This window comes from Paracoccaceae bacterium (assembly GCA_012103375.1).
GTDB lineage: Bacteria > Pseudomonadota > Alphaproteobacteria > Rhodobacterales > Rhodobacteraceae > WLWX01.
The window spans coordinates 1463338-1488712 of the sequence record WLWX01000001.1; the positions used below are offsets into that span (position 1 = coordinate 1463338).

At 60.8% G+C, this 25375-nt stretch carries 20 protein-coding genes, 1 other RNA gene and 1 pseudogene; 11 read left to right on the forward strand and 11 right to left on the reverse strand.

What is annotated here, in order from left to right:
- Nucleotides 1–38 precede the first annotated feature (38 nt).
- The 3 genes from GKR99_07500 to GKR99_07510 all read right to left on the reverse strand — a co-directional run bounded on the left by GKR99_07500 (nt 39) and on the right by GKR99_07510 (nt 2777).
- Entirely contained in the window at nt 39–638 is a 600-nt protein-coding gene (locus GKR99_07500; protein ID NKB27395.1) for a hypothetical protein, read from the reverse strand.
- 78 nt (nt 639–716) lie between these two features.
- Nucleotides 717–1688 carry an ROK family protein gene (locus GKR99_07505; protein ID NKB27396.1) on the reverse strand — a complete coding sequence of 324 codons (972 nt, stop codon included), beginning with the start codon at nt 1686–1688 and terminating at the stop codon, nt 717–719.
- Nucleotides 1689–1754: 66 nt separating this feature from the next.
- Nucleotides 1755–2777, reverse strand: a complete 1023-nt coding sequence (locus tag GKR99_07510) for a LacI family DNA-binding transcriptional regulator (protein ID NKB27397.1) — start codon at nt 2775–2777, stop codon at nt 1755–1757.
- A 287-nt stretch (nt 2778–3064) separates the two neighbouring features.
- On the opposite strand from GKR99_07510, the pseudogene GKR99_07515 reads away from it, so the two are divergent.
- The 9 genes and pseudogenes from GKR99_07515 (at nt 3065) to GKR99_07555 (ending at nt 15465) form a co-directional block, all read left to right on the forward strand.
- A pseudogene (locus GKR99_07515) lies at nt 3065–4458 on the forward strand (transposase).
- A gap of 112 nt (nt 4459–4570) precedes the next feature.
- Nucleotides 4571–5926, forward strand: coding sequence for an extracellular solute-binding protein (locus GKR99_07520; protein NKB27398.1), 1356 nt, complete (start codon nt 4571–4573; stop codon nt 5924–5926).
- A 64-nt stretch (nt 5927–5990) separates the two neighbouring features.
- A complete protein-coding gene (locus GKR99_07525) occupies nt 5991–6992 on the forward strand; it encodes an ABC transporter permease subunit (protein NKB27399.1) in 1002 nt (333 codons plus the stop codon).
- Nucleotides 6992–8146: an ABC transporter permease subunit gene (locus tag GKR99_07530; protein NKB27400.1), complete on the forward strand. Its 1155-nt coding sequence runs from the start codon at nt 6992–6994 to the stop codon at nt 8144–8146. The genes GKR99_07525 and GKR99_07530 overlap by 1 nt, the downstream gene beginning before the upstream one ends.
- A 16-nt stretch (nt 8147–8162) precedes the next feature.
- On the forward strand, nt 8163–9806 hold the full coding sequence (locus GKR99_07535; GenBank protein NKB27401.1) for a DUF3459 domain-containing protein: 1644 nt from the start codon (nt 8163–8165) through the stop codon (nt 9804–9806).
- 15 nt (nt 9807–9821) lie between these two features.
- Nucleotides 9822–10910: a sn-glycerol-3-phosphate ABC transporter ATP-binding protein UgpC gene (ugpC, locus tag GKR99_07540; GenBank protein NKB27402.1), complete on the forward strand. Its 1089-nt coding sequence runs from the start codon at nt 9822–9824 to the stop codon at nt 10908–10910.
- A gap of 390 nt (nt 10911–11300) precedes the next feature.
- Nucleotides 11301–12650 carry a DUF3179 domain-containing protein gene (locus GKR99_07545; GenBank protein ID NKB27403.1) on the forward strand — a complete coding sequence of 450 codons (1350 nt, stop codon included), beginning with the start codon at nt 11301–11303 and terminating at the stop codon, nt 12648–12650.
- A gap of 217 nt (nt 12651–12867) precedes the next feature.
- A complete protein-coding gene (locus tag GKR99_07550; protein ID NKB27404.1) occupies nt 12868–14088 on the forward strand; it encodes a hypothetical protein in 1221 nt (406 codons plus the stop codon).
- A 36-nt stretch (nt 14089–14124) separates the two neighbouring features.
- The gene (locus tag GKR99_07555) at nt 14125–15465 is read left to right on the forward strand and encodes a cytochrome P450 (protein NKB27405.1); all 1341 of its coding nucleotides are present in this window, start codon (nt 14125–14127) and stop codon (nt 15463–15465) included.
- A gap of 820 nt (nt 15466–16285) precedes the next feature.
- Here the strand turns inward: GKR99_07555 and GKR99_07560 are convergent.
- The 3 genes from GKR99_07560 to fumC are packed head-to-tail and all read right to left on the reverse strand — an operon-like array spanning nt 16286 to nt 18077.
- Nucleotides 16286–16516, reverse strand: coding sequence for an aryl-sulfate sulfotransferase (locus GKR99_07560; protein ID NKB27406.1), 231 nt, complete (start codon nt 16514–16516; stop codon nt 16286–16288).
- On the reverse strand, nt 16513–16686 hold the full coding sequence (locus tag GKR99_07565) for a DUF4169 family protein (GenBank protein NKB27407.1): 174 nt from the start codon (nt 16684–16686) through the stop codon (nt 16513–16515). The genes GKR99_07560 and GKR99_07565 overlap by 4 nt, the downstream gene beginning before the upstream one ends.
- Entirely contained in the window at nt 16683–18077 is a 1395-nt protein-coding gene (fumC, locus tag GKR99_07570; GenBank protein NKB27408.1) for a class II fumarate hydratase, read from the reverse strand. The genes GKR99_07565 and fumC overlap by 4 nt, the downstream gene beginning before the upstream one ends.
- 100 nt (nt 18078–18177) lie before the next feature.
- On the opposite strand from fumC, the gene GKR99_07575 reads away from it, so the two are divergent.
- Both GKR99_07575 and GKR99_07580 read left to right on the forward strand, forming a co-directional pair.
- Nucleotides 18178–19803, forward strand: a complete 1626-nt coding sequence (locus tag GKR99_07575; protein ID NKB27409.1) for a hypothetical protein — start codon at nt 18178–18180, stop codon at nt 19801–19803.
- Between the two features lie 177 nt (nt 19804–19980).
- Nucleotides 19981–20939 (forward strand): IS630 family transposase gene (locus tag GKR99_07580; GenBank protein NKB27410.1). Its coding sequence is split into 2 segments (ribosomal slippage): nt 19981–20322 and nt 20325–20939, totalling 957 coding nucleotides; the frame shifts between segments, so codons are not numbered across the junction.
- A gap of 184 nt (nt 20940–21123) precedes the next feature.
- Here GKR99_07580 and GKR99_07585 read toward each other — a convergent pair.
- The 5 genes from GKR99_07585 to GKR99_07605 form a co-directional block, all read right to left on the reverse strand.
- Complete coding sequence (locus GKR99_07585) at nt 21124–21585, reverse strand: hypothetical protein (GenBank protein NKB27411.1); 462 nt, start codon at nt 21583–21585, stop codon at nt 21124–21126.
- A gap of 79 nt (nt 21586–21664) precedes the next feature.
- Nucleotides 21665–22915, reverse strand: coding sequence for a chromate efflux transporter (chrA, locus tag GKR99_07590; GenBank protein ID NKB27412.1), 1251 nt, complete (start codon nt 22913–22915; stop codon nt 21665–21667).
- 1 nt (nt 22916) lies between these two features.
- Nucleotides 22917–23729: a sulfurtransferase gene (locus GKR99_07595; protein NKB27413.1), complete on the reverse strand. Its 813-nt coding sequence runs from the start codon at nt 23727–23729 to the stop codon at nt 22917–22919.
- Between the two features lie 123 nt (nt 23730–23852).
- Nucleotides 23853–24203: a transfer-messenger RNA gene (gene ssrA, locus GKR99_07600) on the reverse strand.
- A gap of 78 nt (nt 24204–24281) precedes the next feature.
- Nucleotides 24282–25331 (reverse strand): polyamine ABC transporter substrate-binding protein, encoded by a 1050-nt coding sequence (locus tag GKR99_07605; GenBank protein ID NKB27414.1) that lies wholly within the window; start codon nt 25329–25331, stop codon nt 24282–24284.
- Nucleotides 25332–25375: the final 44 nt, after the last annotated feature.

A 25375-nucleotide genomic window follows, 5' to 3' on the forward strand; every position in this document is an offset into this window, starting at 1 on the left:
GCATTGGCCCCGGTTAATCGGGGCCGCCACCAATCAGATCAGCCTGCCGGACCCATGCAGGTGCTCTGACCGTAGTTGTTGGTCTCACTATCCTCGACCATATCGTCGTTGTGATCGGCGGCGATCAGGAACTGCACGCTGGCGTGATAGGGCGATGGCCCCCATGCCTCGGACGGGATCGACCGACTGCGCAGGGTCTGCTGGTTGGGCGCCAGCGAGGGGACAGCGATTGTGCCATAGTTACTGCCGCCAAAGTTGACCTGCACCACCGAGTTGGGTGAGGCAACGCTGCCGACGTTCTTGACATAATACTGCACTTTCTGATTGCCGCCATTCCATGCCCCGCAATAGCCCGAGTGCGGCAGGCCGCTGTTGCCCGAATAGCGCGGCAGGATAATCAGGTCTGGCTTGCCCGCGCCGCCCTGACGGTTGCGGATGGCCAACCCGTTCTTGGGGGCCGCGCGCTGTGCCCGAAGGGTTGTTGATGCGACGGGTTGCGCACGCAGCGCTGAATTCTTGCTGCTGGCAGCATCCACTGCCGAAACTGTGGTCGACAGAACTGCGATCATCGACAGCGACTTGAGGGTATGTGAGGCAAAGCGTTTCATGGGGAAGATCCTTATAAACTGGCGTTTCATGCCAGTGTGTCGGATCGTCGGCGCCGATGGTTCAACATATTGTCCAGGCTGCGCTTTAAGGTGCCGAAAGGACAGTCCCTAACCCTCGGCCAGTTGTGCCAGATAGGCGGCCACGCCAATCAACGCGGCATAGTCATCTTCGATCAGCCAGACCGGGAATGCGTCCATGAACTCTCCGAACCGGCCCTTGTCGCGGAAGGCATTGGCCAGATCGGCCTCGTCGAAATAGGGGGCGACGGCGCGGGCCACGCCGCCGATCAGGAAAATCCCACCGCGCGGAAGCTGGATCAGCGACAGGTCTCCGATGGCGTTGCCCAGCAGGCGGATGAAAGTGAACACGGCCTGGTGCGCGCGGTCATCACCGGCGGCCAGCGCCTCCATTATGGTGCCACCGTCGCGACGGTCTGTGGCCCCGGATTGTGCACCAACCCAGGCGTCGACATTGGACAGGCCGCGCCCTGACAGAACCTCTTCCAATGCCGGGAACCCGTGGCTGTCGCCGACAAACTGGCTGAGCGACAGATCATGCGCGCTGCGGATTGGCAGGGTGATATGCCCGGATTCCGAGGCTGTGACCAAGCGCGCCGCACCATCGTGATAGACGGTCGCCGCATTGAACCCGGTGCCCACGCCAACCACCAGTTGCGGCGCGGCGGCTTCGGGCGTGGCCCCCGAAATCACCGGACGCAGCTTGTCGTCGTCGATCCGTCCCAGCGCGTGACCCTGCGCCTGCAAGTCATTCAGGATCGCCACCGTCTGCGCCCCGGTTGCGTGCGCCAGCGTGTCGGTATCTATCGCCCAGTCGAGGTTCGTCATGCTCGCCTGACCATCGCGCACCGGACCGGCCACGGCCACACAGGCAGCGGCGCAATTCACACCGCCCTCAGCCTGAACAAAGCGGCGGATGGCGGTTTCCAGATCGGGGCAGTCGGCGTTGCGATAACGCCGGATCGTGTCGGGCAACAGATCCGCGCCCCGGGCCAGCGCAATGCGCGTATTGGTGCCGCCGATATCGGCGACCAGCGACAATGTGTTGGCTGCGTGGGGCATCAGGCGTCCTTGGATGGGCTTGCGCGGTGATAGGACGTATGCGCCCTGGCCTGCAAGGGCAGGGGATCAGACCGGTGGGCCCGAAGACTGGCCCTGAACCAGCTCGGCCTCTAACAGGGTCCGCACGTCAGCGGCGGCGGGGTCGCGGATTTGCTCCAACAGCATAAGCGCTGCCTGACGCCCGGCCTGACGGACCGAAGACCGCACGGCGGTAAAAACCGGGTTCACGCCGTCGTTGCGGAAATACGAAAGCTCATCATCGTGGGTCACGACCGAGATGTCGCGCCCGATCTCCAACCCGCGTTCCTGCACCGCGCGCCGCACCCCGATGGCGGTGATCAGCGAGGCGACGACGATCCCGGTTGGCGGGCGGGGCAGGGACAGCATCGCCGTGGCAGTCCGGTGGCCATAAGTCTCGGTCATCGCGCCGCTGGTCATCAGCTCAGGGTCCTGAACGATCCCGGCGCTGGCCAGCGCGTCCAGATACCCGGCACGCCGACGCATCGCGAAATCCATCGTTTCCAGCCCGTTGATCAGGGCAATCCGTTCATGGCCAAGCTGCGCCAGATGTGCCGTCGCGCGCCGGAAGGCCCGCGTGTTGTCGACGTCGATCCAGGCATAATCCGCAGTTTCATGCGATGAACGCCCATGTACCACAAACGGCAGGCCAATGTCGCGCAGCAGGCTGATCCGGCGATCCCCCTGAACCGGGCTTTGCAGGATGATCCCGTCCACCGACCTGCGCGAGGCGATCTGCCGATAGGCGCGTTCCTCGTCATCATCCGGCACGATGGACAGCATCATGTCATAGCCGTTTTCGAGGTAAATCTCACCGGCGCCCGCAATGAAGTCAGCGAAGATCGGGTTCACCATCTCGTTGCGCTTTGACACCGGAATGACATGCCCGATGGCCATGCTGCGCCCGGTGGCGAGGCTTTTGGCGCGGGTGTTGGGGATATAATGATGCTGGCGGGCGGCATCTTCGACCCGTTTGCGCGTCGCCTCGTTCACCTCGGGATACCCGTTCAGCGCGCGGCTGACGGTGGTGGGGGACAGCCCCAGAATTCCGGACAGTTGTTTGAGGTTGATTGAGGGCAAACGAGTTTCCAAAACGCTTTCAATTCAGCGCGACACTAGAATGCCCTGAAGCTTCCGTCAAACGGGATAATCGACTGCCTTTGCCCATATCAACAGATATTTTCAACGCCAATCCGCGAATCCTGGATTGACTCCGGGTAGAAGTTCCTTGATGTTGCGCGACATTCAAAGCGCTTTGGATTTGTCCGTCGGGCGCTTTGCGGAGATACTGTTGAAAAAGTCCGTTGATTGGCCGCGCACGCTCTGATTCACTTGTTTTGAGGGTGGAGGGTTCGGCGATGATGGGTCCAAGGCAAGTTGCGCAAGGCGCGCTGTTCTATGAGTTCTCGATCGAGAGTTTTGTGCCGAAGGATCATCCCATCCGGGGAATTGATCGCTTCCTTGATCTGACAGGCGCGGCCCTGGCCGACCCAAGCCGTTGGCGCCATGAATGGCCCGACACCGATTTCACAATGACCGCCCTTCGATTGATCCTGAACTGATGATCCGCATGCTGTTGTTGGGCTATTGTCAGGGCATCCGTTCCGAGCGACGGCTTTGCGAAGAGGTTCATGTCAATCTGGCGTATCGTTGGTTTTGTAAGCTTGATTTGGCTGATCCAGTGCCCGACCATTCGACATTCTCTAAGAACCGGCATGGCCGTTTCCGCGAGAGCGGTTTGTTCCGACATTTGTTCGAGGTCGTTTTGCAGCGCTGCATGGATGAGGGGCTGGTTGGCGGCCACAGCTTTGGTGTTGATGCCAGTCTGATCCCCGCGAATGCAAACCAGACGCGCGGCGTTGAAAGCAAAGACGGACTGCCAGCAGATCTGACGTCCCGTGCCGTCGACGAATATCTCGAGACGCTGGATGATGTGGCCTTCGGTGCTGCGACCAAGGTCGTCCCCAAATACATCTCACCGGCTGATCCAGCAGCGCGTTGGACTGGGGCTGACGGGGGAGCCGCCTACTTTGCCTATTCCACTAACTATATGGTCGATTTGGATAATGCAGTCATCGTGGACGTCGAGCCGACGGCTCCGATCCGGCCTGCAGAGGCGCGGGCAGCAAGGGAGATGATCGATCGTGTACATGAGCGGTTTGGCATCAAACCTGACAAGCTTGTGGGTGATACGGGTTACGGATCAGCCGAGATGTTGGGCTGGCTTGTGGACGAACGTCAAATCGAACCCCACATTCCGGTCTGGGATAAGTCAAAACGAACTGACGGCACATTCTCACGCGAAGACTTTGTCTACGACCCGGCGACCGACAGCTATACTTGCCCGACCGGCAAAGCCTTGCAAACATATCGGCGGAACTTCTCAAAACCGCGAAAGCCCAATGGCAGCAAAGACGGGTTCATCAGATACCGAGCCTCAAAGCACGATTGCGACGCATGCCCTCTGAAGTCGCAATGCTGTCCGAAGGACGACGGCAGACGCCTTATGCGGTCCGTTCACGAAGCCGCCCGAGACGTCGCTCGCGATATCCGAAAAACAGATGCCTACATGACGTCGTTCATCCAAAGGCGGAAGGTTGAAATGCTCTTTGCCCACCTGAAACGATACATCGGCGTGCAGATGATGCGGCTTCGAGGACCCAAAGGCGCAACCGAACAGTTCCAACTCGCAGCAACAGCTCAAAACCTCCGGAAACTGGCGAAGTTGGTGCCAGCAACAGTGCCAACGTGAAAGAAAACGGCGCGCGGCCGCCTCTCGCTCAACAACGCGCCGACCAAAACATCGACTTCTTCAACAGTATCCGGACACATGTGCCATGCAGCACAGACAGGGAGAATACCAAATGAAAAAGACATTGATGGCCAGCGTCGCGGCCTTCGCACTTGCCAGCCCGGCGTTTGCCGCGGGGCATCTGGCCTTCGCCGAGGGCGAGGGGGAGTTCAACTGGGACAACTACAAGGAATGGGCAGCAAATGCGCCGGACCTGTCAGGTCAGCAGCTGACGATCTTTGGATCTTGGCTGACGCCTGAGGATGATTTTTTTAGGAACATGCTAGCCTACTTCAACGAAGCGACCGGGGCTGAAGCGGTTTTTACCGGGTCTGACAGCTTTGAACAACAGATCATCATTGATGCCGAGGCTGGGTCAGCCCCGAACATCGCGGTGTTCCCGCAGCCGGGTCTGGCCGCAGGTATGGCCGCGAAAGGGTTCCTGTCACCGCTGCCCGAAGGGACCGCAGACTGGACCCGCGAAAACTATGCCGCCGGGCAGTCATGGGTCGATCTGGGCACCTACGCCGACGCGGATGGCAACGACCAGATGTTTGGCTTTTTCTTCAACGTGAACGTCAAAAGCCTGGTCTGGTACAGCCCCGAGAATTTTGAGGATGCCGGCTATGAAGTGCCGGAATCCATGGAGGACCTGAAAGCGTTGACCGAGCAGATCGTGGCCGATGGGGAAACCCCGTGGTGCATCGGTCTGGGTTCAGGTGCCGCAACAGGCTGGCCCGCAACCGACTGGGTCGAAGATCTGATGCTGCGCACGCAGGAACCGGGCGTTTACGACGAATGGGTCGCCAATTCGATTCCGTTCACGGACGAACGTGTTCTGGCCGCGATTGATGAGTTCGGCTATTTCGCGCGCAACGACGATCATGTTGCCGGTGGCGCAGCTGCGGTTGCCTCAACCGACTTCCGCGACAGCCCCAAGGGCATGTTCAGCTCTCCTCCGCAGTGCTACATGCACCGCCAGGCCTCGTTCGCGTCGGCATTTTTCCCGGAAGGTGTTGTCGTGGGTGAGGATGCCGACTTCTTCTATTTCCCGGGCTATGCGGAAAAAGACCTCGGCTCACCCGTGCTGGGTGGCGGAACGCTGCTTGCCATCACCAACCCGTCTGATGCTGCAGATGCCTTCATCAGCTTCCTGGAAACTCCATTCGCCAATGAGGTGATGATGGCGCAGACCGGGTTCCTGACGCCGCACAAGGGTGTGAACCTGGCTGCCTATAAGGATGACACGCTGCGCAAGCAGGGCGAAATTCTGTTGGGCGCGACCACCTTCCGCTTTGACGGATCCGACCTGATGCCTGCCGCCGTGGGGCAGGGGTCGTTCTGGACCGGCATGGTTGACTATACCGGTGGCAAATCCGCGGCCGATGTGGCGGCTGGAATCCAGACGTCCTGGGACGCCGCGAAGTAAGACCACTTGCACGGCCCGGCCAATGCGCCGGGCCGTGTAACACTGAATTCTGGGGGGACAGGCGATGCATCCGGCACTTCAGGGCCTTCTGACCATCTTTATCGGCGTCGGCGGTTGCGTGGGGTATTTCTACTTCTCGAACCAACTGCTCGACAAAGTGCTGGTCCCGGCCAAAGGCCCGAACATCGGGCGCAATATCAACAACGCCAACATGATCCGCCCCTGGCTGTTTCTGGCCCCGGCGATCCTGGCGCTTGGCCTTTACCTGGCATACCCCGTTGTCGCGACCTTCTGGCTGTCGGTCACTGACCGCGATCAGGGCGGGGCGTTCGTGGGTCTGGCCAATTACGCACAAATGCTGGACGAACCGAAATTCACCGAAGCGCTGCGCAATAATATGCTGTGGCTGATCATCGTGCCCGCAGCCTCAACCGGGTTCGGGCTGCTGGCGGCGCAGTTGACCGACCGGATCAAATGGGGCGCGGTTGCGAAATCGCTGATCTTCATGCCGATGGCGATTTCCTTCGTCGGCGCGGGCGTGATCTGGAAGCTGGTGTATGAAACCCGCCCCGTGGACGTCGAACAGATCGGTGTGTTGAACGCGGTCTACCTGTCGCTTGGCGGGACCGAGCCGCAGACCTGGCTGACGATCCCGCTGTGGAACTCGATCTTCCTGATGATCGTGCTGATCTGGATTCAAACCGGCTTTGCCATGGTGATCCTGTCGGCCGCGCTGCGCGGCATTCCGGAAGAAACGATCGAGGCTGCGATTGTCGACGGCGCCAACCCGTTCCAGATCTTCTTCAAGATCAAGGTGCCGCAGATCGTGGGCACCATCATCGTGGTCTGGACCACGATCACCATCGTCGTCCTTAAGGTCTTTGATATCGTCTTCGCGATGACCAACGGCCAGTGGGAAACGCAGGTTCTTGCCAACTACATGTACGACAAGATGTTCCGCGCCGGTGACTGGGGCGTCGGGTCCGCTGCCGCGATGATCATCATGCTGCTGGTCACCCCGATCCTGGTCTGGAACGTCTACAACGCCCGTAAGGAGATGCGCTGATGGATAACATTGCCGGAAGCAAATCGAGCCTTACCTGGGTCGTCCATATCTCGGTCGTCCTGCTGGTGGCACTGTGGCTGTTCCCGACCATCGGGCTGCTGGTGTCGTCCTTCCGCACCGCCGACCAGATCGCCACCGGTGGCTGGTGGAAAGCGATGTTCCCGGCCGAGCAGAACCAGACCTATCGCGCCGCAGACCCGGATGACGAGGGCGTACAGACCCGCGACGGCGCGCTGTTCGTGATCGAGGGCAATGTCTTTGACGGCGCGGCTGTTGGTGAGATCAGCGTTTGGGGCACATCCTCGCGCGAAATCAGCGCCTACGCGGCTGGCGAAACCGCCACCCTGAAGGACGGTCAGGAGCTGACGGTTCAGGCCAACGGCGATTTCCGCCTGACCTCGCCCGAGGAAATGTCGGGACGCGGACAGCGGATCTTTACCACCGCCGTAACGCCGCCGGATTTCACGACGCAGAACTACAAAGACGTGCTGTTCACCGAAGGCTCCGGCGGAGGGATGGCCAAGGCGTTTTTCAACACGCTGACGGTGACGATCCCGGCGACGATCATCCCGATCTTGATCGCGGCTTTCGCGGCCTATGCGCTGGCGTGGATGGATTTTCCGGGCCGGGCACTGCTGATTGCCGCCGTCGTGGCGCTTCTGGTGGTGCCGCTACAACTGGCGCTGATCCCGTTGCTGCGGTTTCATAACGAGATTGGGATCGGCAAAGGATACGTGGGTGTCTGGCTGGCACATACCGGGTTTGGCCTACCGCTCGCCATCTATCTGTTACGCAACTACATGGTCGGGCTGCCGCGCGATATCATCGAAAACGCGCGCGTCGACGGGGCCAGCGACTTCCAGATTTTCGTCAAGATCATCCTGCCGCTGTCCTTCCCAGCACTCGCCAGTTTTGCGATTTTCCAGTTCCTGTGGACATGGAACGACCTGCTGGTCGCACTTGTGTTCCTGATCGACTCCAGCGGGGAAACCACCGTGATGACCAAGCAGATCGTCGAGCTGCTGGGCACCCGCGGCGGTAACTGGGAAATCCTGGCCACGGCTGCCTTCATCTCGATCGCGGTGCCGCTGGCTGTGTTCTTCATGATGCAGAAATACCTGGTGCGCGGCCTGCTGGCCGGTTCGGTGAAGTAGGGGCATGAACGTGCTGATGACAGACCAACAGCCGCAACACGCGGTGCTGGCGGCAGACCCGGATTGGTGGCGCGGGGCGGTGATCTATCAGATCTATCCGCGCAGCTTTCAGGACAGCAACAATGACGGGATTGGTGACCTGAGCGGGATTATCCACCGCCTTGGCCACATTGCCGATCTGGGCGTCGATGCGATCTGGATTTCGCCGTTCTTCAAGTCGCCGATGAAGGACTTTGGCTATGACGTTTCCGATTATCGCGACGTTGATCCGATGTTCGGCACGCTGGGCGATTTCGATGCGCTGATCGAACGCGCACATGAGCTTGGCATCCGGGTGATGATCGACCTGGTGCTGTCCCATACTTCGGACGAGCATCCGTGGTTCAAGGACAGCCGGGGCAGCGCCGAAGGCGCGCGCGGTGACTGGTACGTCTGGGCCGACGCGAAACCGGACGGATCGCCGCCGAACAACTGGCTGAGCATTTTTGGCGGTTCCGCCTGGGAATGGGACGGCGGGCGCATGCAGTATTATCTGCACAACTTCCTGACCACCCAACCGGACCTGAACCTGCACAATGTGAATGTGCAGAATGCGCTGCTGGACGTGGTGCGGTTCTGGCTGGACAGGGGCGTGGATGGCTTCCGGCTCGACACCATCAACTTCTATTTCCACGACGACCAGTTGCGCGACAACCCCGCGCTGGCGCCCGAGGATCGCAACGACACCATCGCGCCCTCGGTCAACCCCTACAACTGGCAGGACCATCTGCACGACAAGAACCGGCCCGAGAATCTGGATTTCCTGCGCCGGTTCCGCGCCGTGCTGGATGAATATCCTGCCGCAGCCTCGGTCGGCGAGGTCGGTGACGCGCAGCGAGGGCTGGAAATTCAGGCCGAGTACACATCGGGCGGTGACAAGGTCCACATGTGCTATGACTTCGCCTTCCTGTCGAACGCCTATCCGACCGGCACGCGGGTCGCCACTGTGCTGGAGAAGTTCGAAGCCGTGGCCAGCGACGGTTGGGCCTGCTGGGCCTATTCGAACCACGACGTCATGCGCCACACCTCGCGCTGGAACCTGTCGGACGCCGCCCAACGCACCTATGCCGCGCTGCTGATGGCGATGCGCGGGTCTGTCTGCCTCTATCAGGGCGAGGAGTTGGGCCTGACCGAGGCTTACGTTCCGTTCGAGGAGCTTCAGGACCCCTATGGCATCCGCTTCTGGCCCAAGTTCAAAGGCCGCGACGGCTGCCGCACGCCGATCCCCTGGGTGCAGGACAACCGCAACGGCGGTTTTTCGGGCGGCAAGCCCTGGCTGCCAATGGCAATGGAACATCTGGAAAAGGCCGTCGCCCGGCAGGAGGGCGAGCCGGACGGAATGCTTGCCTTCTATCGCGCAATGATAGCGTTCCGTGCGGGCCAGCCAGCGCTGTCAAAGGGCACGCTGGAAATCACCAGCCACGGGGATGACCACATCAGCCTGATCCGCACCCATGCCGGGCGGCGCACGCTCTGTGCGTTCAACCTGTCCGATGACGCGATTGCGTTGTCGCTGCCGAAGGGCGATTGGACCACCTGCGCCGACGCACCGTTTTCCGCTGATGCAACCAACACTCACCTCGCGCCCTGGCAAGCTCTGTTTGCCACGGCACCTGCCTGATCCAAGGAGGCTCTCATGGCCGATCTTCTGCTCACCGATGTTGCCAAATCCTATGGCGACGTGGACGTTCTGAAAAACATCGACCTGGATATCAAGACGGGTGAGTTGATCGTGTTTGTCGGCCCCTCGGGCTGCGACAAGTCCACCCTGCTGCGGATGATCGCCGGGTTGGAAAAGATCACTGGGGGCGAGCTTCAGATCGACGGGCAGGTGGTCAACGACATGCCGCCCAGCCAGCGCGGCATCGCGATGGTGTTCCAAAGCTACGCGCTTTATCCGCATATGACAGTGCGCGACAACATGGCCTTCGCGCTGAAGATCGCCAAGAAATCGAAAGAGGAAATCGACGCCGCCATCACCAAAGCCGCGCGCATACTGCAATTGGACGACTACCTCGACCGGCTGCCCAAGGCGCTGTCGGGCGGGCAGCGGCAGCGGGTTGCGATCGGGCGCTCCATCGTGCGCGATCCCAAAGTTTATCTGTTCGACGAACCGCTTTCCAACCTCGATGCCGCCCTGCGCGTGGCGACCCGGATCGAGATTGCGCAACTGAAGGAATCCATGCCGGATTCGACGATGATCTACGTCACCCATGACCAGGTCGAGGCGATGACGCTCGCCTCCCGCATCGTGGTGCTGGCCAACAAGGGCATCGCGCAGGTCGGCAGCCCGCTGGACCTCTATGAGCGCCCAGAGAATGAGTTCGTCGCGCAGTTCATCGGCTCCCCCGCAATGAACCTGCTTCCCGGAGAGGTGATCGAGACCGGCGCGCGCACCACCGTGAAGCTGGACGGAGGCGGGTTGGCCGTGTCTTCGGTGCCGACAAAGGACAGCGACAAGGGGATGAAAGTCAACGTAGGCGTGCGCCCCGAAGATATGGTCGAAGCGACCGGCGAAGATTACCTCTATGAAGGCACGGTGAACATTACCGAGGCACTGGGTGAGGTGACGTTGCTGTATTTTGAAGCCGTCGGCGACGCCGATCCTGTCATCGGCAAGCTGCCCGGCATTCACGCGGATATGCGAAAGAAGGTCGTGCGCCTGGGCGCGGTGTCGGAAAAGGTGCATGTGTTCTCGAACGGGCAATCGCTGCTGTATCGGTAGCTGCGGTCCGCTTGAAAAAACGCCGACCGGGCCGCCGGATATGAAATCCGTCGGGTCGTTGCCGCGGGCGGTGGCCGCGCGTCACCCCTTGCGCCAGCCGAACAGGTGGATCACGCGCGGCACGGCAGATCTGGCGCTTGCGGCTGCGTGCCTCCGGCGGGGATATTTTTGACAAGAAGAGGTGCGGGGTCGTGCCAGCCGGTTATCGTTTGATTGAGTATTGAGCGTGCCGCATCTGATTGTTGCGCGTTTTTATCGCCAATTGGCCTGCCGCAACAGTACGGATACTTACACAACCCCTCACACCCCCGTGCCCTCACCGCCTCGTGATTCCCCGTGCCTGCCGATCCGGGGCAGGGTGCCGCGAAACACTGACACATGAGAGGCCCCATGCCGCTGACCCGCCGACAGATACTTGCCGCCGCGCTCGCCGCTGCCGCCACGCCATCCTCCGCGCAGGAGTCTGAGCCGATCAGCCAGGTTCTGACCGACCTGCTGGGCTTTGATCAGCCGCGATTTGATCGCGCCATCGCTTCGGTCGCGGCGCGGGGCGGGACGGACTTGATCAGCTCGCTCATCTTCCTGATGCCATTCACCTATGGGCCGCGGGAAAAATTTGACATGGCACTTCAGGCCCTGACCCGCGAACGCCGCACTGGCTGGTTCGACTGGATGCTCTGGCAAGAGGCCCACCCCGAGGTCGCCTCGCACCCCGCCTATTACGACTTCAAGCGCGAGGTTCTGTTGCAGATCGACCCGGCTTTCGATCCCTTCATCGCGTCGCGCTATATCACACCCGACGCCGCACGCATTCGGTTTGAAAAGGTCACCTGGGGCGGTGTCGTCAAGGACGGTATTCCGTCGTTGGACAACCCACCGCTGATCGCAGCGGATGAAGCGAGCTATCTGCGCGACGACGACCTTGTCTTTGGCGTGTCGATCAACGGTGATAGCCACGCCTATCCGTTGCGGATCATGGGCTGGCACGAGATGTTCAACGAGGTGATCGGCGGCGTCCCCGTCGCGCTGGCCTATTGCACGCTGTGCGGGTCGGGCATCCTGTTTGAAACCACCGTGCAGGGGCGCAAAAAGCCGTTCGTCTTTGGCTCTTCCGGTTTCCTCTACCGGTCAAACAAACTGATGTTCGATCGCGCCACCAACACGCTGTGGAACCAGTTCACCGGGGAACCGGTGCTGGGCAAGCTGGCCAAATCGGGGATACGGCTGAACCAGCGCCCGGTCGCGATCGCAACATGGGCGGACTGGACGCGCGACAATCCGACGACCAAAGTGCTGAGCCTTGAGACGGGGCATCGGCGCAACTATGCCTCGGGCCATGTCTATCGCGAATATTTCGCCAGCCCAGATCTGATGTTTCCAGCAGCTGTGGATCAGACGGAACATGCGCAGAAGGATTATGTTTTCGGCATCCGTCATTTCGGCGTCGCCAAGGCCTGGCCGCTGGACGCCTTCGCCCGCAAGCCGGTCATCAATGACCGCGCGGGTGAAATGAACATCGTGCTGATCGGCGACCCGGATGGGCGCAGCGTTCGCGCATATGAGCGCGGTGATTTGGAGTTTTCGGCCGACCTGCGCGCTGACGGCGTTCAATGGCATCGATCCGAAGATGCGCTGAACGCGCCAGACGGTCGAACCCTGCCACGCGTCGCCGGACATATCGCCTATTGGTTCGCCTGGGACAATTACGTCGGCGCCGCGGGTGAGGTGTACGGCGGATAGTCGTGGGCAGATCTACGCACGTCCGGCACCTTTCAAGCCCGCGCAGCGAGCAACAATCGGCGTTCTGAACGCTCAGCACGGCACGCGGCGCTTCCCCACCATCATTGACCCACAAATATCCCCGCCGGAGGCACAATTCTCTTCCAACGCGCCGCCAGGCCCCAAGCGGCACATTTCATCATTCCGCCCGCCACCCTCATCCCCTAGGGTGCGGGCCATGAACGTGCCCGCCGAAGACATCGGAACCGTGCGTCGTCGCCGGGTGATCTTTGTCCCCGGATACGACCCGTTCCCGCCGCGCCGCTATCGCGAGATGTATCGCAGCGAGGGCGCGAAACAGGCCGAAATCTCGGGCTATGAGATCGCTGTTGAGGGCGATCCGAAACAAGGCGGCACCCGTTGGACTGTGCGCGCCGTGATCGAGGGGGCGCAGGTCGACACTCAGGTTCAGGTGTTGCTGTGGTCGGATATCGTTCAGGCCTCGATGGATCGGGGCGTTGCGGCCACCTATTGGCTGATGCTGCGCACCGCCTGGATCTATCTTCAATCCGGCGCGTTGCGCCGTCTGATGCGCCTTCGGGCCGGGCCGATCATCGCAGCGCTTTATCCGGCGGTGATGCTGATCCTGCAATTGGTCGTCGCAGTCGCGCTTGGCGCTGGTTTCGGCGTGCTGATCGCCGGGCTGATCTGGCCTCTGCTGTTCTGGCCGGTTCTGCTGATCACCACGCTGGTGATCCTGCGCGCCTTCAAACGCGTCGACGGGCGCATCTATGCCTATTACCTGATGCACGACTACGCCTTCAGCGCCAGCCAATGGGGCGCCCCGGCGCCCGACCTGATCCACCGGATGGCCACGTTCACCGACCAGATCGCCGAGGCATTGTCCGAGGATGTGGACGAGGTGCTTGTGGTTGGACATTCATCCGGGGCCGAGGTTGCGGTGATGGTACTGGCTGATTTTCTGCGCCGGGGGGATTTGCCGACCGGCAGCCCTGCGTTGTCGTTGCTGACGCTTGGGCAGGTGATCCCGATGACCGCGTTCCTGCCGGGGGCCAGCGGGCTGCGCAGGGACCTGTACCAGATGGCCGGGCAGGGGCAGATCACATGGGTGGACATCAGCGCGCCGGGCGATGGCGCCTCTTTCGCACTGTGTGATCCGGTCGCGGTCAGCGGTGTCGCGCCGCCGGACAAGCGTTGGCCGCTGGTCTTGTCCGCTGCCTTCAGCCAGACGCTAAAGCCCGCAACGTTGGCCGCGATCAAACGACGGTTCTTTCGGATGCATGTTCAATACCTCTGCGCCTTCGATAATCCGGGCGAATATGACTATTTCCGCGTCACCGCCGGGCCAAAGACGCTGGCGGCGCGGTTCGGGCACCGCGCCCCCTCGGCCAGCCGGATCGAGGTTCCGACCTCGCCACATACGACCATGGCCCCATGATTCCGCCCAAGCCGGAACCGCGCGCGGCGCGTTTCGCTGTGGCGCTATCTGCGACTGTTCCGGCGCGACATCCTGTCTGCACAACCCGCGCACCTCTACCGGGCCTGGATGGCAGAGTTCCGTACGCCGTTTTTCCGCAGTGTGCTGGTGAATGATCCGGCGGTGATCAAGACCGTGCTGAATGACTGCCCGATGGAATTCCCCAAATCCGCCCGCGTGGCCGAAGGGCTGCGCCCGTTGCTTGGCAACGCGGTCTTCGTGACCAACGGACAGACATGGCAGCGCCAGCGCCGCATCATCGACCCCGCATTCGAAGGGGGCCGCATCCGCGATACCTTTCCGGCAATGCTGGCAGCCGCAAGGGCCGCCGCCGCCCGCCTGCCCGAAGGGCAGGCCGAAGTCGAAGCACTGGCCAGTCACGCCGCAGCGGATGTGATCTTTCGCACGCTGTTTTCGATCCCGATCGAGGACAAGCAGGCCACACAGGTGTTCCACGCGTTCCAAGTCTATCAGCGCAGTCAGCCGATCCTGAATATCGCCGCCTTCCTGCCCCTGCCGCGCTGGCTGCCCCGGTTCCACCGTCGCGGCACCAGGGCCAGCGCCCGCCATATCCGTGATCTGATCGGGCAATTGACCGCGCAGCGCGCCGCATTGATTGCCGCCGGAACCGCGCCGGACGACCTGGCGACAAAGATCATGACGACGCCGGACCCGGAAACCGGGCAAAACTTCTCGACCGCTGAAATGGTCGATCAGGTGGCGATCTTCTTTTTGGCCGGGCACGAAACCTCGGCCTCGGCGCTGGCATGGGCGCTGTATCTGCTGGCAACCCACCCCGAAGCGCAGGACCGTGTCGCGGCCGAGGCTGCCACTTTCCTGGCCAACCCAGAGTTCTCCAATCTGTCGACCCTGTCTTTCACCCGCGATGTCTTTCGCGAGGCGTTGCGCTTGTATCCGCCGGTTCCGATGATGGTGCGCAGCGCGAATTCCGCGTGCAGGTTCCGCGATCGTGACGTGACGCCGGGCACGCAGGTGGTCCTGTCACCCTGGCATTTGCAGCGGCATGAACGGCTTTGGGACAATCCCGACGGTTTTGACCCCGACCGCTGGACAACGGACGCCGGGCGGGCGTCGGCGCGGCAGGCGTATTTTCCGTTCTCGTCCGGGGCGCGGGTCTGCCCGGGGGCCGGGTTTGCGATGGTGGAGGGGCCGCTGCTGCTGGCGCATCTGGTCGCCTATAGGTTGATCAGGCCTGTGCCCGATGCGGTGCCGGTTCCTGTGGCGCATCTGACCGTTCGGGCGCGCGATGGCATCACCCTGCGATTCTCAAAACGCAGAGAATCACAAGCCCAGGCAGCAGAATCGCCGCAACAATAAGGCCCATTTTGCCGGATTAGCCACGATTCCGCGTGTTGCGGAGCCTGAATAGGCGAAGAAAAGCGCATGATTACGTTGCGTCAAGCGGGCAAGCGATTGTCGCCGCATTTCCTACAAAAGCCGGTATTAACAGATAGTTAACGATCTGGGTGAGGTTCGATTTGTATCATCTTTACAACATCGAACCACCTGAAAGCGTCAATAGGTGTTCGGCGATCGGCAGAAAGCCGCTAACAACCTGGGGTTGATTAATTTTAGGTGGTGGGATGACAATGACAAACGTAGCACAATACGCAGGCACACAGGGACGCCCCGTCAGACGGTCGTTCCTGCGATTGGCGGTCCCTTCGATCCGTACCCAGAACGTGGCCATGTGTGAGCGGGAGTCAGAGTCCCTCAGCGAAAGTCACATGAGAGCGTTGTTTGCGGATGAGCTGCGCAGGAAACCGTTGATGTCGCGCCTGAAGAATGTTGTGCGCGCACCGACTGAACCGACGAAAGTGGTTCGGAACGGTTGAATTAATAAACAATCATCCGAAAATGATGAAATTGTTGCGGATCAACCGCGGATCACCCAACAGATTTTTCTGGGGCAACCCTTTGACCCGAATGACCTTTACATAGGTTAACGCGGTCTCAATACCGTCTATCGCAACAGATTTCCACAAACCCGGTCAGCAGAGTAAGCACCTCGAAAGAAGTAACCGCAACCAAACGGCTGTGAACACAGCGATCAGGTGCCAGTTGCAGGCATTGTTCGCGGATGGCCTGACCATCAAAACGTCCAAGCTGTCGTCGCTGCGCGGCAACTGACTTTGGATTACGGATCGCTGCCAGGCCGCTGATACCATTCAAGAACATGGATACGAAGCGCCGAGGCAAGCCCCTGATCGGGCGGGCGGGCGCTGTCGATCTGCGCCGCCAGCGTATTGACCGGCAGGCCCTGATCGGCGGCGATGTGGCGCAGGGCGTCCCAGAACTCATCCTCAAGCGAAACACTCGTCCGGTGGCCGGCCAGCGTCAGTGATCGTTTGGCGGGCCGTCTGCTCATTCCGTTTTGTGACCGTCCAGGTTCCGTTTGCGCTTGACCGCTGCGACGTGATCCAGCGCTTTTGCCGCGGCGCTGCGCCCGAATTTCACCGAATTCTCACCTGCCGAGGTCTTCGCCGCAACCTTCGCGCGGGCCTTGCGGAATTTGTTGAGGTTGACTGGCTGGCTCATGCCTTGGGGCCGATCATCGCTTCGGGGCGGACCACGCGGTCGAAGGTCGCTTCATCGACGAACCCCAGGGCCACAGCCTCTTCCCGCAGCGTGGTGCCGTTCTTGTGGGCAGTTTTGGCGACCGTGGTGGCGTTGTCATAGCCAATCTCGGGCGCCAGCGCGGTCACCAGCATCAGCGATTCCCGCATCAGCTTGTCGATCCGGTCGGTATATGCACGGATACCGGCGGCGCAATTGTCCGTGAAGGCACTGGCCGCGTCGCCCAGAAGCTGCATGGATTGCAATAGGTTATAGGCCATCATTGGCTTATAGACGTTCAGTTCAAAATGCCCCTGCGACCCGGCAAAACCCACGGCGGCATCATTGCCCATGACATGGGCGCACACCTGGGTCAGCGCCTCACACTGCGTCGGATTGACCTTGCCCGGCATGATCGAGCTTCCGGGCTCATTCTCGGGCAGCAACAGCTCATAGAGGCCGCAGCGAGGCCCGGAGCCCAACAGGCGAATATCATTGGCGATCTTGAACAGGCTGGCGGCCACAGTACGGCAGGCGCCCGACATTTCGACCATGGCGTCATGGGCGGCCAGCGCTTCGAATTTGTTGGGCGCGGTGACAAAGGGCAGGCCGGTGATTTCTGCCATATTCGCGGCCACGGTTTCGCTCCAGCCGGGGCGTGTGTTCAGCCCGGTGCCAACCGCCGTGCCACCCTGCGCGAGTTCATAGATGCGCGGCAACGCACCTTCGACGCGGGCGATCCCCATGGCAACCTGATGGGCATAGCCCGAAAATTCCTGAGCCAGCGTCATCGGCGTGGCATCCATGGTGTGAGTACGTCCGATTTTTATGATTCCATCGAATTCTGCGACCTTTTCTTCAAGCACCACATGAAGTTTTTTCAGCCCCGGCAGCAACACGTCCCGCGCGGTCATCGCGGTGGCAATGTGCATCGCAGTTGGAAAGGTGTCGTTTGAGGACTGGCCCATGTTGCAGTGGTCATTTGGGTGCACCGGGGATTTGGACCCAATCTCTCCACCCAGAATCTCGATGGCGCGGTTCGCGATCACCTCATTGGCGTTCATATTTGATTGGGTGCCAGACCCGGTTTGCCAGACCACCAGCGGAAAGTGATCGTCCAGCTTGCCGGTAACCACCTCGGACGCGGCTTCGATCATCGCGTCGGCCAGTTTTGCGTCCAGCGCGCCCGCATCGCGGTTTGCCTGCGCACAGGCCTGTTTGATCACACCCAGGGCGCGCACGATGGCGGTCGGCTGACGCTCCCACCCGATGGGAAAGTTCATCAGGCTGCGCTGGGTCTGGGCGCCCCAGTATTTATCGCCCGGAACCTCTAGCGGGCCAAAACTGTCGGTTTCTGTGCGGGTATCAGTCATGGGATGCCTCGTCCGAAGATGGTTGGGGGATCAGTTACAACTGATGCGAACGGATTCCAATGTGATATGATCGTCGCGGGACAGATAATGGAGCGCTGATATGGACGACTATTATGATCTTGGCGGGTACAGCCGGAAAATCCAGACATCCTCGGCCGAGGCGCAGATCTGGTTCGATCGCGGGCTGAACTGGACCTATGGCTATCACCATGAAGAGGCGGTGGTTTGTTTTGAAAAAGCACTGGCCGCAGACCCGGATTGTGCGATGGCGCGCTGGGGCATCGCCTATGGAATCGGGCCGAATTACAATCTTCAATGGGGCGATTTCACCGATGAAGAACGCGCGAACTGCATGGATCGTGGCCGCACTGTGCTGGCAGAGGCACGGGCCACGGGGGCCGAGGCGCAGTTGATCGACGCCCTTCGGGCGCGATTTGCGGCCAAGGGGGTTCCGGGGCCCGAGGATTTCGGGCCGTACAATGATGCCTATGCAGAAGCGATGCGTGAAGTACACGGCGCAACCCCCGATGATATGGACATTATCACGCTGTTTGCCGAGGCGATGATGAACCGAACACCATGGCAGCTATGGGATCTGAAAACCGGAGCCGAAGCGGAAGGCGCTGATACTGCCGAGGCGGTGGCCGTCTTGGAAAACGCCTTCGCAAAGATACCCGGTGCGCGGGCGCATCCCGGATTGTTGCATATGCACATTCACCTGATGGAAATGTCCCCGACGCCCGAGGCAGCGCTGGTGTCAGGCGATGCGCTGATTGGGCTGGTTCCGGCGTCGGGGCATCTGATGCACATGGCCACCCATGTGGATGTTTTGTGCGGCGACTACCTCAGCACGATCCAGCGAAATCAAATTGCGACCCTGGCGGACGCGCAATATTTCGAACGCGAAGGGAAAGAGCATTTTTACACGCTTTACGCGGCGCATAACATTCACTTCACCGTCTATGGTGCTATGTTGCTTGGACAAAAAGCGGTCGCGCTAAGCGCAGCGGAGGAATTGGCCGGGTTCATGTCGCGCGAAGTGGTCGCGATGATGCCCGAATTCGCCGAATCCTTCGTGCCGATGAAACCGCATGTGCTGGTGCGCTTTGGCGATTGGGACGCGCTGAAGGCGCAAACGCTGCCGGAGGAACCGGACCTCTACCGGATGTCCACGGCGCTGGTACACTATGGAAAATCAGTTGCCCATTCGGCGACGGGTGACGTTGCCGAGGCAGAGGCAGAGCGAGAGTTGTTTCGCACAGCGAAGGCTGCCGTGCCGGACGAATGGATGCTGTTTAATAACAAAAGCAACGATATACTGACGATAGCGGAAGCGATGCTTGAAGGCGAACTTGCCTATCGAAAAGGCGCCTATGACGATGCCTTTAACCACCTGCGCCGCTCGGTTCACCTGTCCGACAACCTTGCTTATGACGAACCATGGGGTTGGATGCAGCCCGCGCGCCATGCGCTTGGCGCGCTACTGATGGAACAGGGGCATCTGGACGAGGCTGAGGCGGTTTACCGCGCCGATCTGGGTTATGACGACACGTTGGCGCGCCCGCACCAGCACCCGGAAAACGTCTGGTCGCTGCATGGGTTGCATGAATGCCTGACGCGCAAGGGTAACAAGGTTGAGGCGGCGCTGATCAAACCGCGCCTCGACATCGTGGCGGCGCGTGCGGATGTGCCGATCCGGGCGTCGTGTTTCTGCCGACGTTCCTAGGGTCAGGACCCATTAATCCGACACCGCTGGTTTGACAGATTTTCTGTCTGACAAGGACTAGGTCTGAAGGAATAGTGTTTCTATTTCAAAGACCTAAAGCGTTTCGTCTTGAACCTGAATCGCGAGGGATTCCCTTGAGACCTGATCTGTGATTCATCCTGTTTGGGAGGATGGATCATGTCAGCACCTTTGCCATCTGCGCTTCGGATACGGTTTCAGAGATACATTGAAGAAGGGTTGAGCGGGCGCGCGGCGGCGTTGCGGTTGAAGCTGTCGCCTGCCACAGGCGCGTGGTGGGCGCGTCAGGTGAGGATGAAGGGTCATGCGGAACCTGCCCGGCAGGGACCGCCGCGCGGCAAGGGAAAGCTGGCTCCGCATCGGGAATTCTTTGAGGAGTTGATCGCACAAGACCCTGACATCACGCTCTTTGAGTTGCGTAATGCGCTGGCCGATGCAGAGGGTGTGCGGGTGCATCACTCCTCCATCGCCAACCTTCTGTCCCGGCTCGGCTTCACGTACAAAAAAAGTCGCTGGTCGCAACCGAGCGCCGCCGCGCCAAGGTAAGGCAGCAACGGGCCGACTGGTTCAGATACCGCTCGCCAGCCATTGCGACCTTTCCTGAGCGCGTTGTCTTTATTGACGAAACCGCAGTGAAGACAAACCTCACGCGCCTACGCGGCAGAGCCAAGCGCGGTAAGCGCCTGACGATGGATGCGCTCTTCGGAAGCTGGGGAACCCAAACCTTGATCGCGGGCCTGACCCAAGGCGCGCTGATCGCACCTTGGGTCATCAAGGGAGCGATAGATGGCCCCGCCTTCGCGGCCTACATCCGCGAAGTGCTGGTCCCCGAGATCAACCCCGGCACTGTCGTCATTCTCGACAACCTGGCAACCCACCGGAATAAGGAGGCGACGCAGGCTTTACGCAATCACGGCTGCTGGTTCCTTTACCTGCCACCGTACTCGCCCGACCTGAATCCCATCGAGCAGGCCTTCTCTAAACTGAAAGCCCATTTGCGACGGATCGGGGCCAGGTCCTTTACCCAGGTCTTCGAAGCAATCGGAGCAATCTGCGATCTCTACGACCCAGTAGAATGCTGGAACTACTTTAAGGCCGCCGGATATGTCTCAGGTTAATGTCGAAACGCTTTAGGACGATGTCAAGCTGGAAATCCGTCAAATCCGAAGGACGTCAAATCCGCTTCATCTCAGCGGTTTAAGCCGCTTGAAAAGTGAACCACACTTCCCCGCGCGTCCCAAATCACTGATATTTCGCGGATTTGGCGCCAGCGGTGCCGGATTAATGGGTCCTGACCCTAAGCTATTTGCGGAAACTGTCCAGGCTGACGACTTCTCCGGCGGCATCGGGTTCGGCATCGGCGTCGTCGTTTGCCTCATCCGGTGTTTCTTCACCCGCTTCTGCGTCATCCTCGGTCGATTCAAAGCGCAACCCGAATTCGACAGAGGGGTCCACGAAGGTGCGGATGGCGTCATAGGGGATGTAAAGCGGTTCGGGCTGATCGCCGAAGTTCAGTGTGACCGCAAAGCCTTCATCCGTCACGTTCAGATTGTCGAACCAGTGCTGCATCACCACTGTCATTTCTTCCGGGAAGCGGTCGCTAAGCCAGTCCGCGATCTCCACATCCGGGTGCAGGGTGTCGAAGGTGATGAAGAAATGATGCTCTCCGGGAAGGCCGTTGGCCTCGATATCGGTCAGCACCTCCTGGATCAGGCCGCGCATGGCGCGGTGCATCAGGTTTCCATAATCAATCCGGCGGGTCATGGGCGCGCTTCTGTTTGGGCGTTTGTCAAAACCATAGTGGATTCGCAGGGGATGAAAAGTGGTCGCAGGCGCGCCGTCGTCATGCCAGCCCGATTGCGCCCAGCCCGGCCCCCAGCAACGCGGCCAGACCCAGCACGCTGGGCAACCCCCAGTGGCGACGCAGGATCAGATAGCCGGCCAGCAGCGCAAGGGTGACGGCAACCGGATCAAGGCTGGTCGGGTCCGGCGTCAGCAGGGTGGCCGGGCCAAGGGACGTCGCGCCGACGCTGGCAAAAAACACATGAACCGCGAACCAGATCGACAGGTTCAGGATCACTCCGACAACCGCGGCGGTAATTGCCCGCAGCGCGCCAGACAGGCGCGGGCGGGCGGCGATCCAGTCGATGTAGGGGGCACCTGCGAAAATCCACAGGAAGCAGGGCGCGAAGGTCATCCAGATTGTCACCAGTGCCGCCAGCAGCGCCAGCCCGATCCCGCCCTCGCGGTAACCGGCCAGAAACCCGACGAACTCGGTCACCAGGATCAGCGGGCCCGGAGTCGTCTCGGCCAGCCCCAGCCCGTACATCATTTCCGGCAGGGTCAGCCAGCCGAAATCGCCGACCACGGCTTGGGTCATGTAGGCGAGCACGGCGTAGGCGCCGCCGAATGTGACCACGGCCAGTTTGGAAAAGAACACCCCGATTTCGACCAACAACGTCGCGTCTAGCGCCCAGAGCAGCGCCAGCGGCGCGCCCCAGATGGCCAACCAGATGGAGACGGTCGCAAGAGTGTTCACCTTTGCGCGCGGCGGTGCCTCAGTCACCTCGCCACGCGCCGCCGCAAGACCCCAGAGGCCAGCGGCTATGACGATCAGCGGATAGGGCAGTTGGAAGACGGAAATGCCGAGGAAGGCGAGGGCGGCGATGACCCAGTGATCCCAGCCGTTCAGCGCTTTCTTGGCGACACGCAGCAGCGCCTCGATCACGATCACCACGACGGTGGCCTGAACGCCGAGGAACAGTGCGGCAACGAAGGGAACCTGCCCGAACCACGCATAAATCGCGGCGAGCGCGGCAATGATGATCGCGCCGGGGATAACGAACAGCCCGCCCGCGATCAGCCCGCCCGGCACGCCCCGCAACTTCCAGCCGACATAGGTGGCCAGTTGCATCGCCTCGGGCCCCGGCAGCAACATGCAGAATGACAGCGCATTGAGGTAATCCTTTTCGGACAGCCACTTGCGGGCTTCGACGAATTCCCGGTGCATCAATGCGATCTGCGCCGCCGGGCCGCCGAAACTCAGCAGCCCGACGCGCAGGGATACGCGGGTCAGGTCAGCAATCGGAACCATCTCAGCCGCGCCCGCCGGGCCAGTCATGGCCTTCCTCATGCCCGTCGCGTGCCCAGCGGTAGAGCGCATCATAAAGCGCGAGTCCCGCCTCCAGCTGCGCCTGATCGTCCCGATACTGGCGCGACAGCCCGACCGACATGGCCAGCAGGCCAGCGGCGGCGGGGTGCAGGTCATGGCGGTTGGTGTCCGCGCCGCGCACCACGGTGCTGAGGCGGTCCAGCGCCTCGGTCCGCAAGCCGAAATCGTCGAGCATGGCGTCGAAGGTGCAGAGGTCGCCTCGGTGGCTGAAATGCACGTCTTCAATGTCGAACGGCGTTGCGCCCAGCCGATCGGCCACACCGGCGACCTGATCCGGGGCAACGAACAGGAACCGAGCGTTCCGGTCTACGAAGCGACGGATCAGCCACGGGCAGGCGATGCGGTCGATCTTGGGGCGGTGGCGCGTGACCCAGAGCGTCGCACCATCGACAGGAGCGGGCAAGGCGGCAACCGGGATGCGCGGCGCGCCTTCGTGGTCACGCCAGCCAAACATGCCGCCGGCCAGATACTCGCTGGCCAGCCCTTCGGCGCGCAGCCACGCGCAAACGCCCTGGGATAGCTTCAGGCCCTTTTGGCAGGAAATGACCGACGGACGCCCGTCCAGCAGGTCCAGCAGTCCCGGCAAGTCGGTATCCGGATGCCGGATTGAGCCGGGGATCAGATACGGGTCGTCCGCGAAATCGGGGTCAATGCAGACATCGACGATCACCGGGCAATCCGGGGTGCCGATCAGGCGCAGAAGTTGCGGAACAGAAATTTCATTCGGGCCGGGCATGGGGCATCCTTTGGTTTGTCATGTCAGGATGCGAACGTCGGGCCGTAGCCTCACGAGGCTGTCGCGCGCCCCATGGGGCATGAGTGCCGCAAGCCAAGGCCGAAATCAAGCATTTGGGGGAAAGGTGCCGGATTCTGTTGCCAGGCTCCGGCGGGCCCCGCCTTACGCTGCTAGGCGAAAGGACTTAGATTTCGATATTCCGCACTGCTTACGCAGCGAGGGCCATCGGAGCTTTGTTGTCATTTGCAACTAGCTTGATTGGACCGATATCGGTGGTACCTCACCGAGACAAAGCAAACCCCTTTAGACGTCCGTCGATCCTGTTTCGGCCCCATGATCCCCAAATGAAGGATGTTTGGTGGAGCCGCCGGGTACCGCCCCCGGGTCCGATCCGCTTATTACGAGCGCGTTTATGTCCATAGTCCCCGAGGGAACATGACCAATATAGGGTGCAGACCTCGGCGCATCAAGAACCAACCGAATGCCCATCATTGATCTGAGAATATCCTCAGGGGGTCTGGGGGCAGAATGCCCCCAGCCTTGTTTTTCAGTTCAGAAGCCCGCCTTAATCTTCTCGAACTCGGCAACCTGGGCTTCGCGCAGCTCAAGGCTCATCGGCAGTTGCGCCAGGATCGGCACGTCAACCGGGCCAAGGCCAACCTCGGTCAGGGTTTCTGCGTCGATGTTCTGCATAGCCACCGTGTTGGAATGGCCATAGCCCCATTCGTTCACGATATAATCGGTCACGCTGGCGTCCAGAAAGCTGTTGATGAAGTCGTGGGCCTTGTCTTCGCTGCCCGGTCCGTCAACCAGATTGACATAGCCGCAGCCCCAGCTGGATGATCCTTCGACAGTATCGCGCTTGAATCCGATCGGGTGACCTTCGGCGCGCATCTGCACGGGAACCTCGGACCACGCCCAGGAGATCAGAACCTCGCCCGTCGCCATCAACTGGCTGAGTTCCGCCCCGTCTGCCCAATAGGCGCGCACATTCTGATGCGCCTCGCGCAACCACGCGCTGGCGCGTTCGAAATCGTCCATTGTTGCGGTCGTCCATTCGGTCGTGCCGGTCGCAAGATAGGCCAGCGCATAGGCGTCATCGACGTTATCCGCGATTGAGGTGCGCCCGGCGAACTTCGGATCCAGGAACACCTGGAGCGAGGTCAGGTCATCCGCCGAGAGCTCATCCATGTTATAGGCAATCGCCGTGGTGCCGTTGTCGGTCGGGATGAAATAAACATCGCCATTGTCGGTGAAAATCGGCGCCGTCTTGAAAACGTCGGCCACGGTTTCGTAATTCGGCACCTTCGACAGATCCCAGGGTTCGATCAGACCGGCCTGACGCCATTTGTCGATGGATTGCGAACAGGGATGCGCCACATCGGCTTTGAAGCCCGAGCGGAGTTTCTGAAACGCCTCCTCCTCCTCGCCAAAGAACGCATAGGTCGGGTTGTCGCCGTGTTTTTCGGCGTATTTCGCCCAATAGGCATCTTCCTCAAAACCCGACCAGTCAAAGACCAGCAGTTCGGCGTCATCAGCAGTTGCACTTCCAGCGGCCAGCGCGACGGCGCTGACGCTCAGCATTGTTGTCAGTTTTTTCATCGTGTTCTCCCCGGATGATCTGGCTTGGGCTTTTAGGGAGTGCG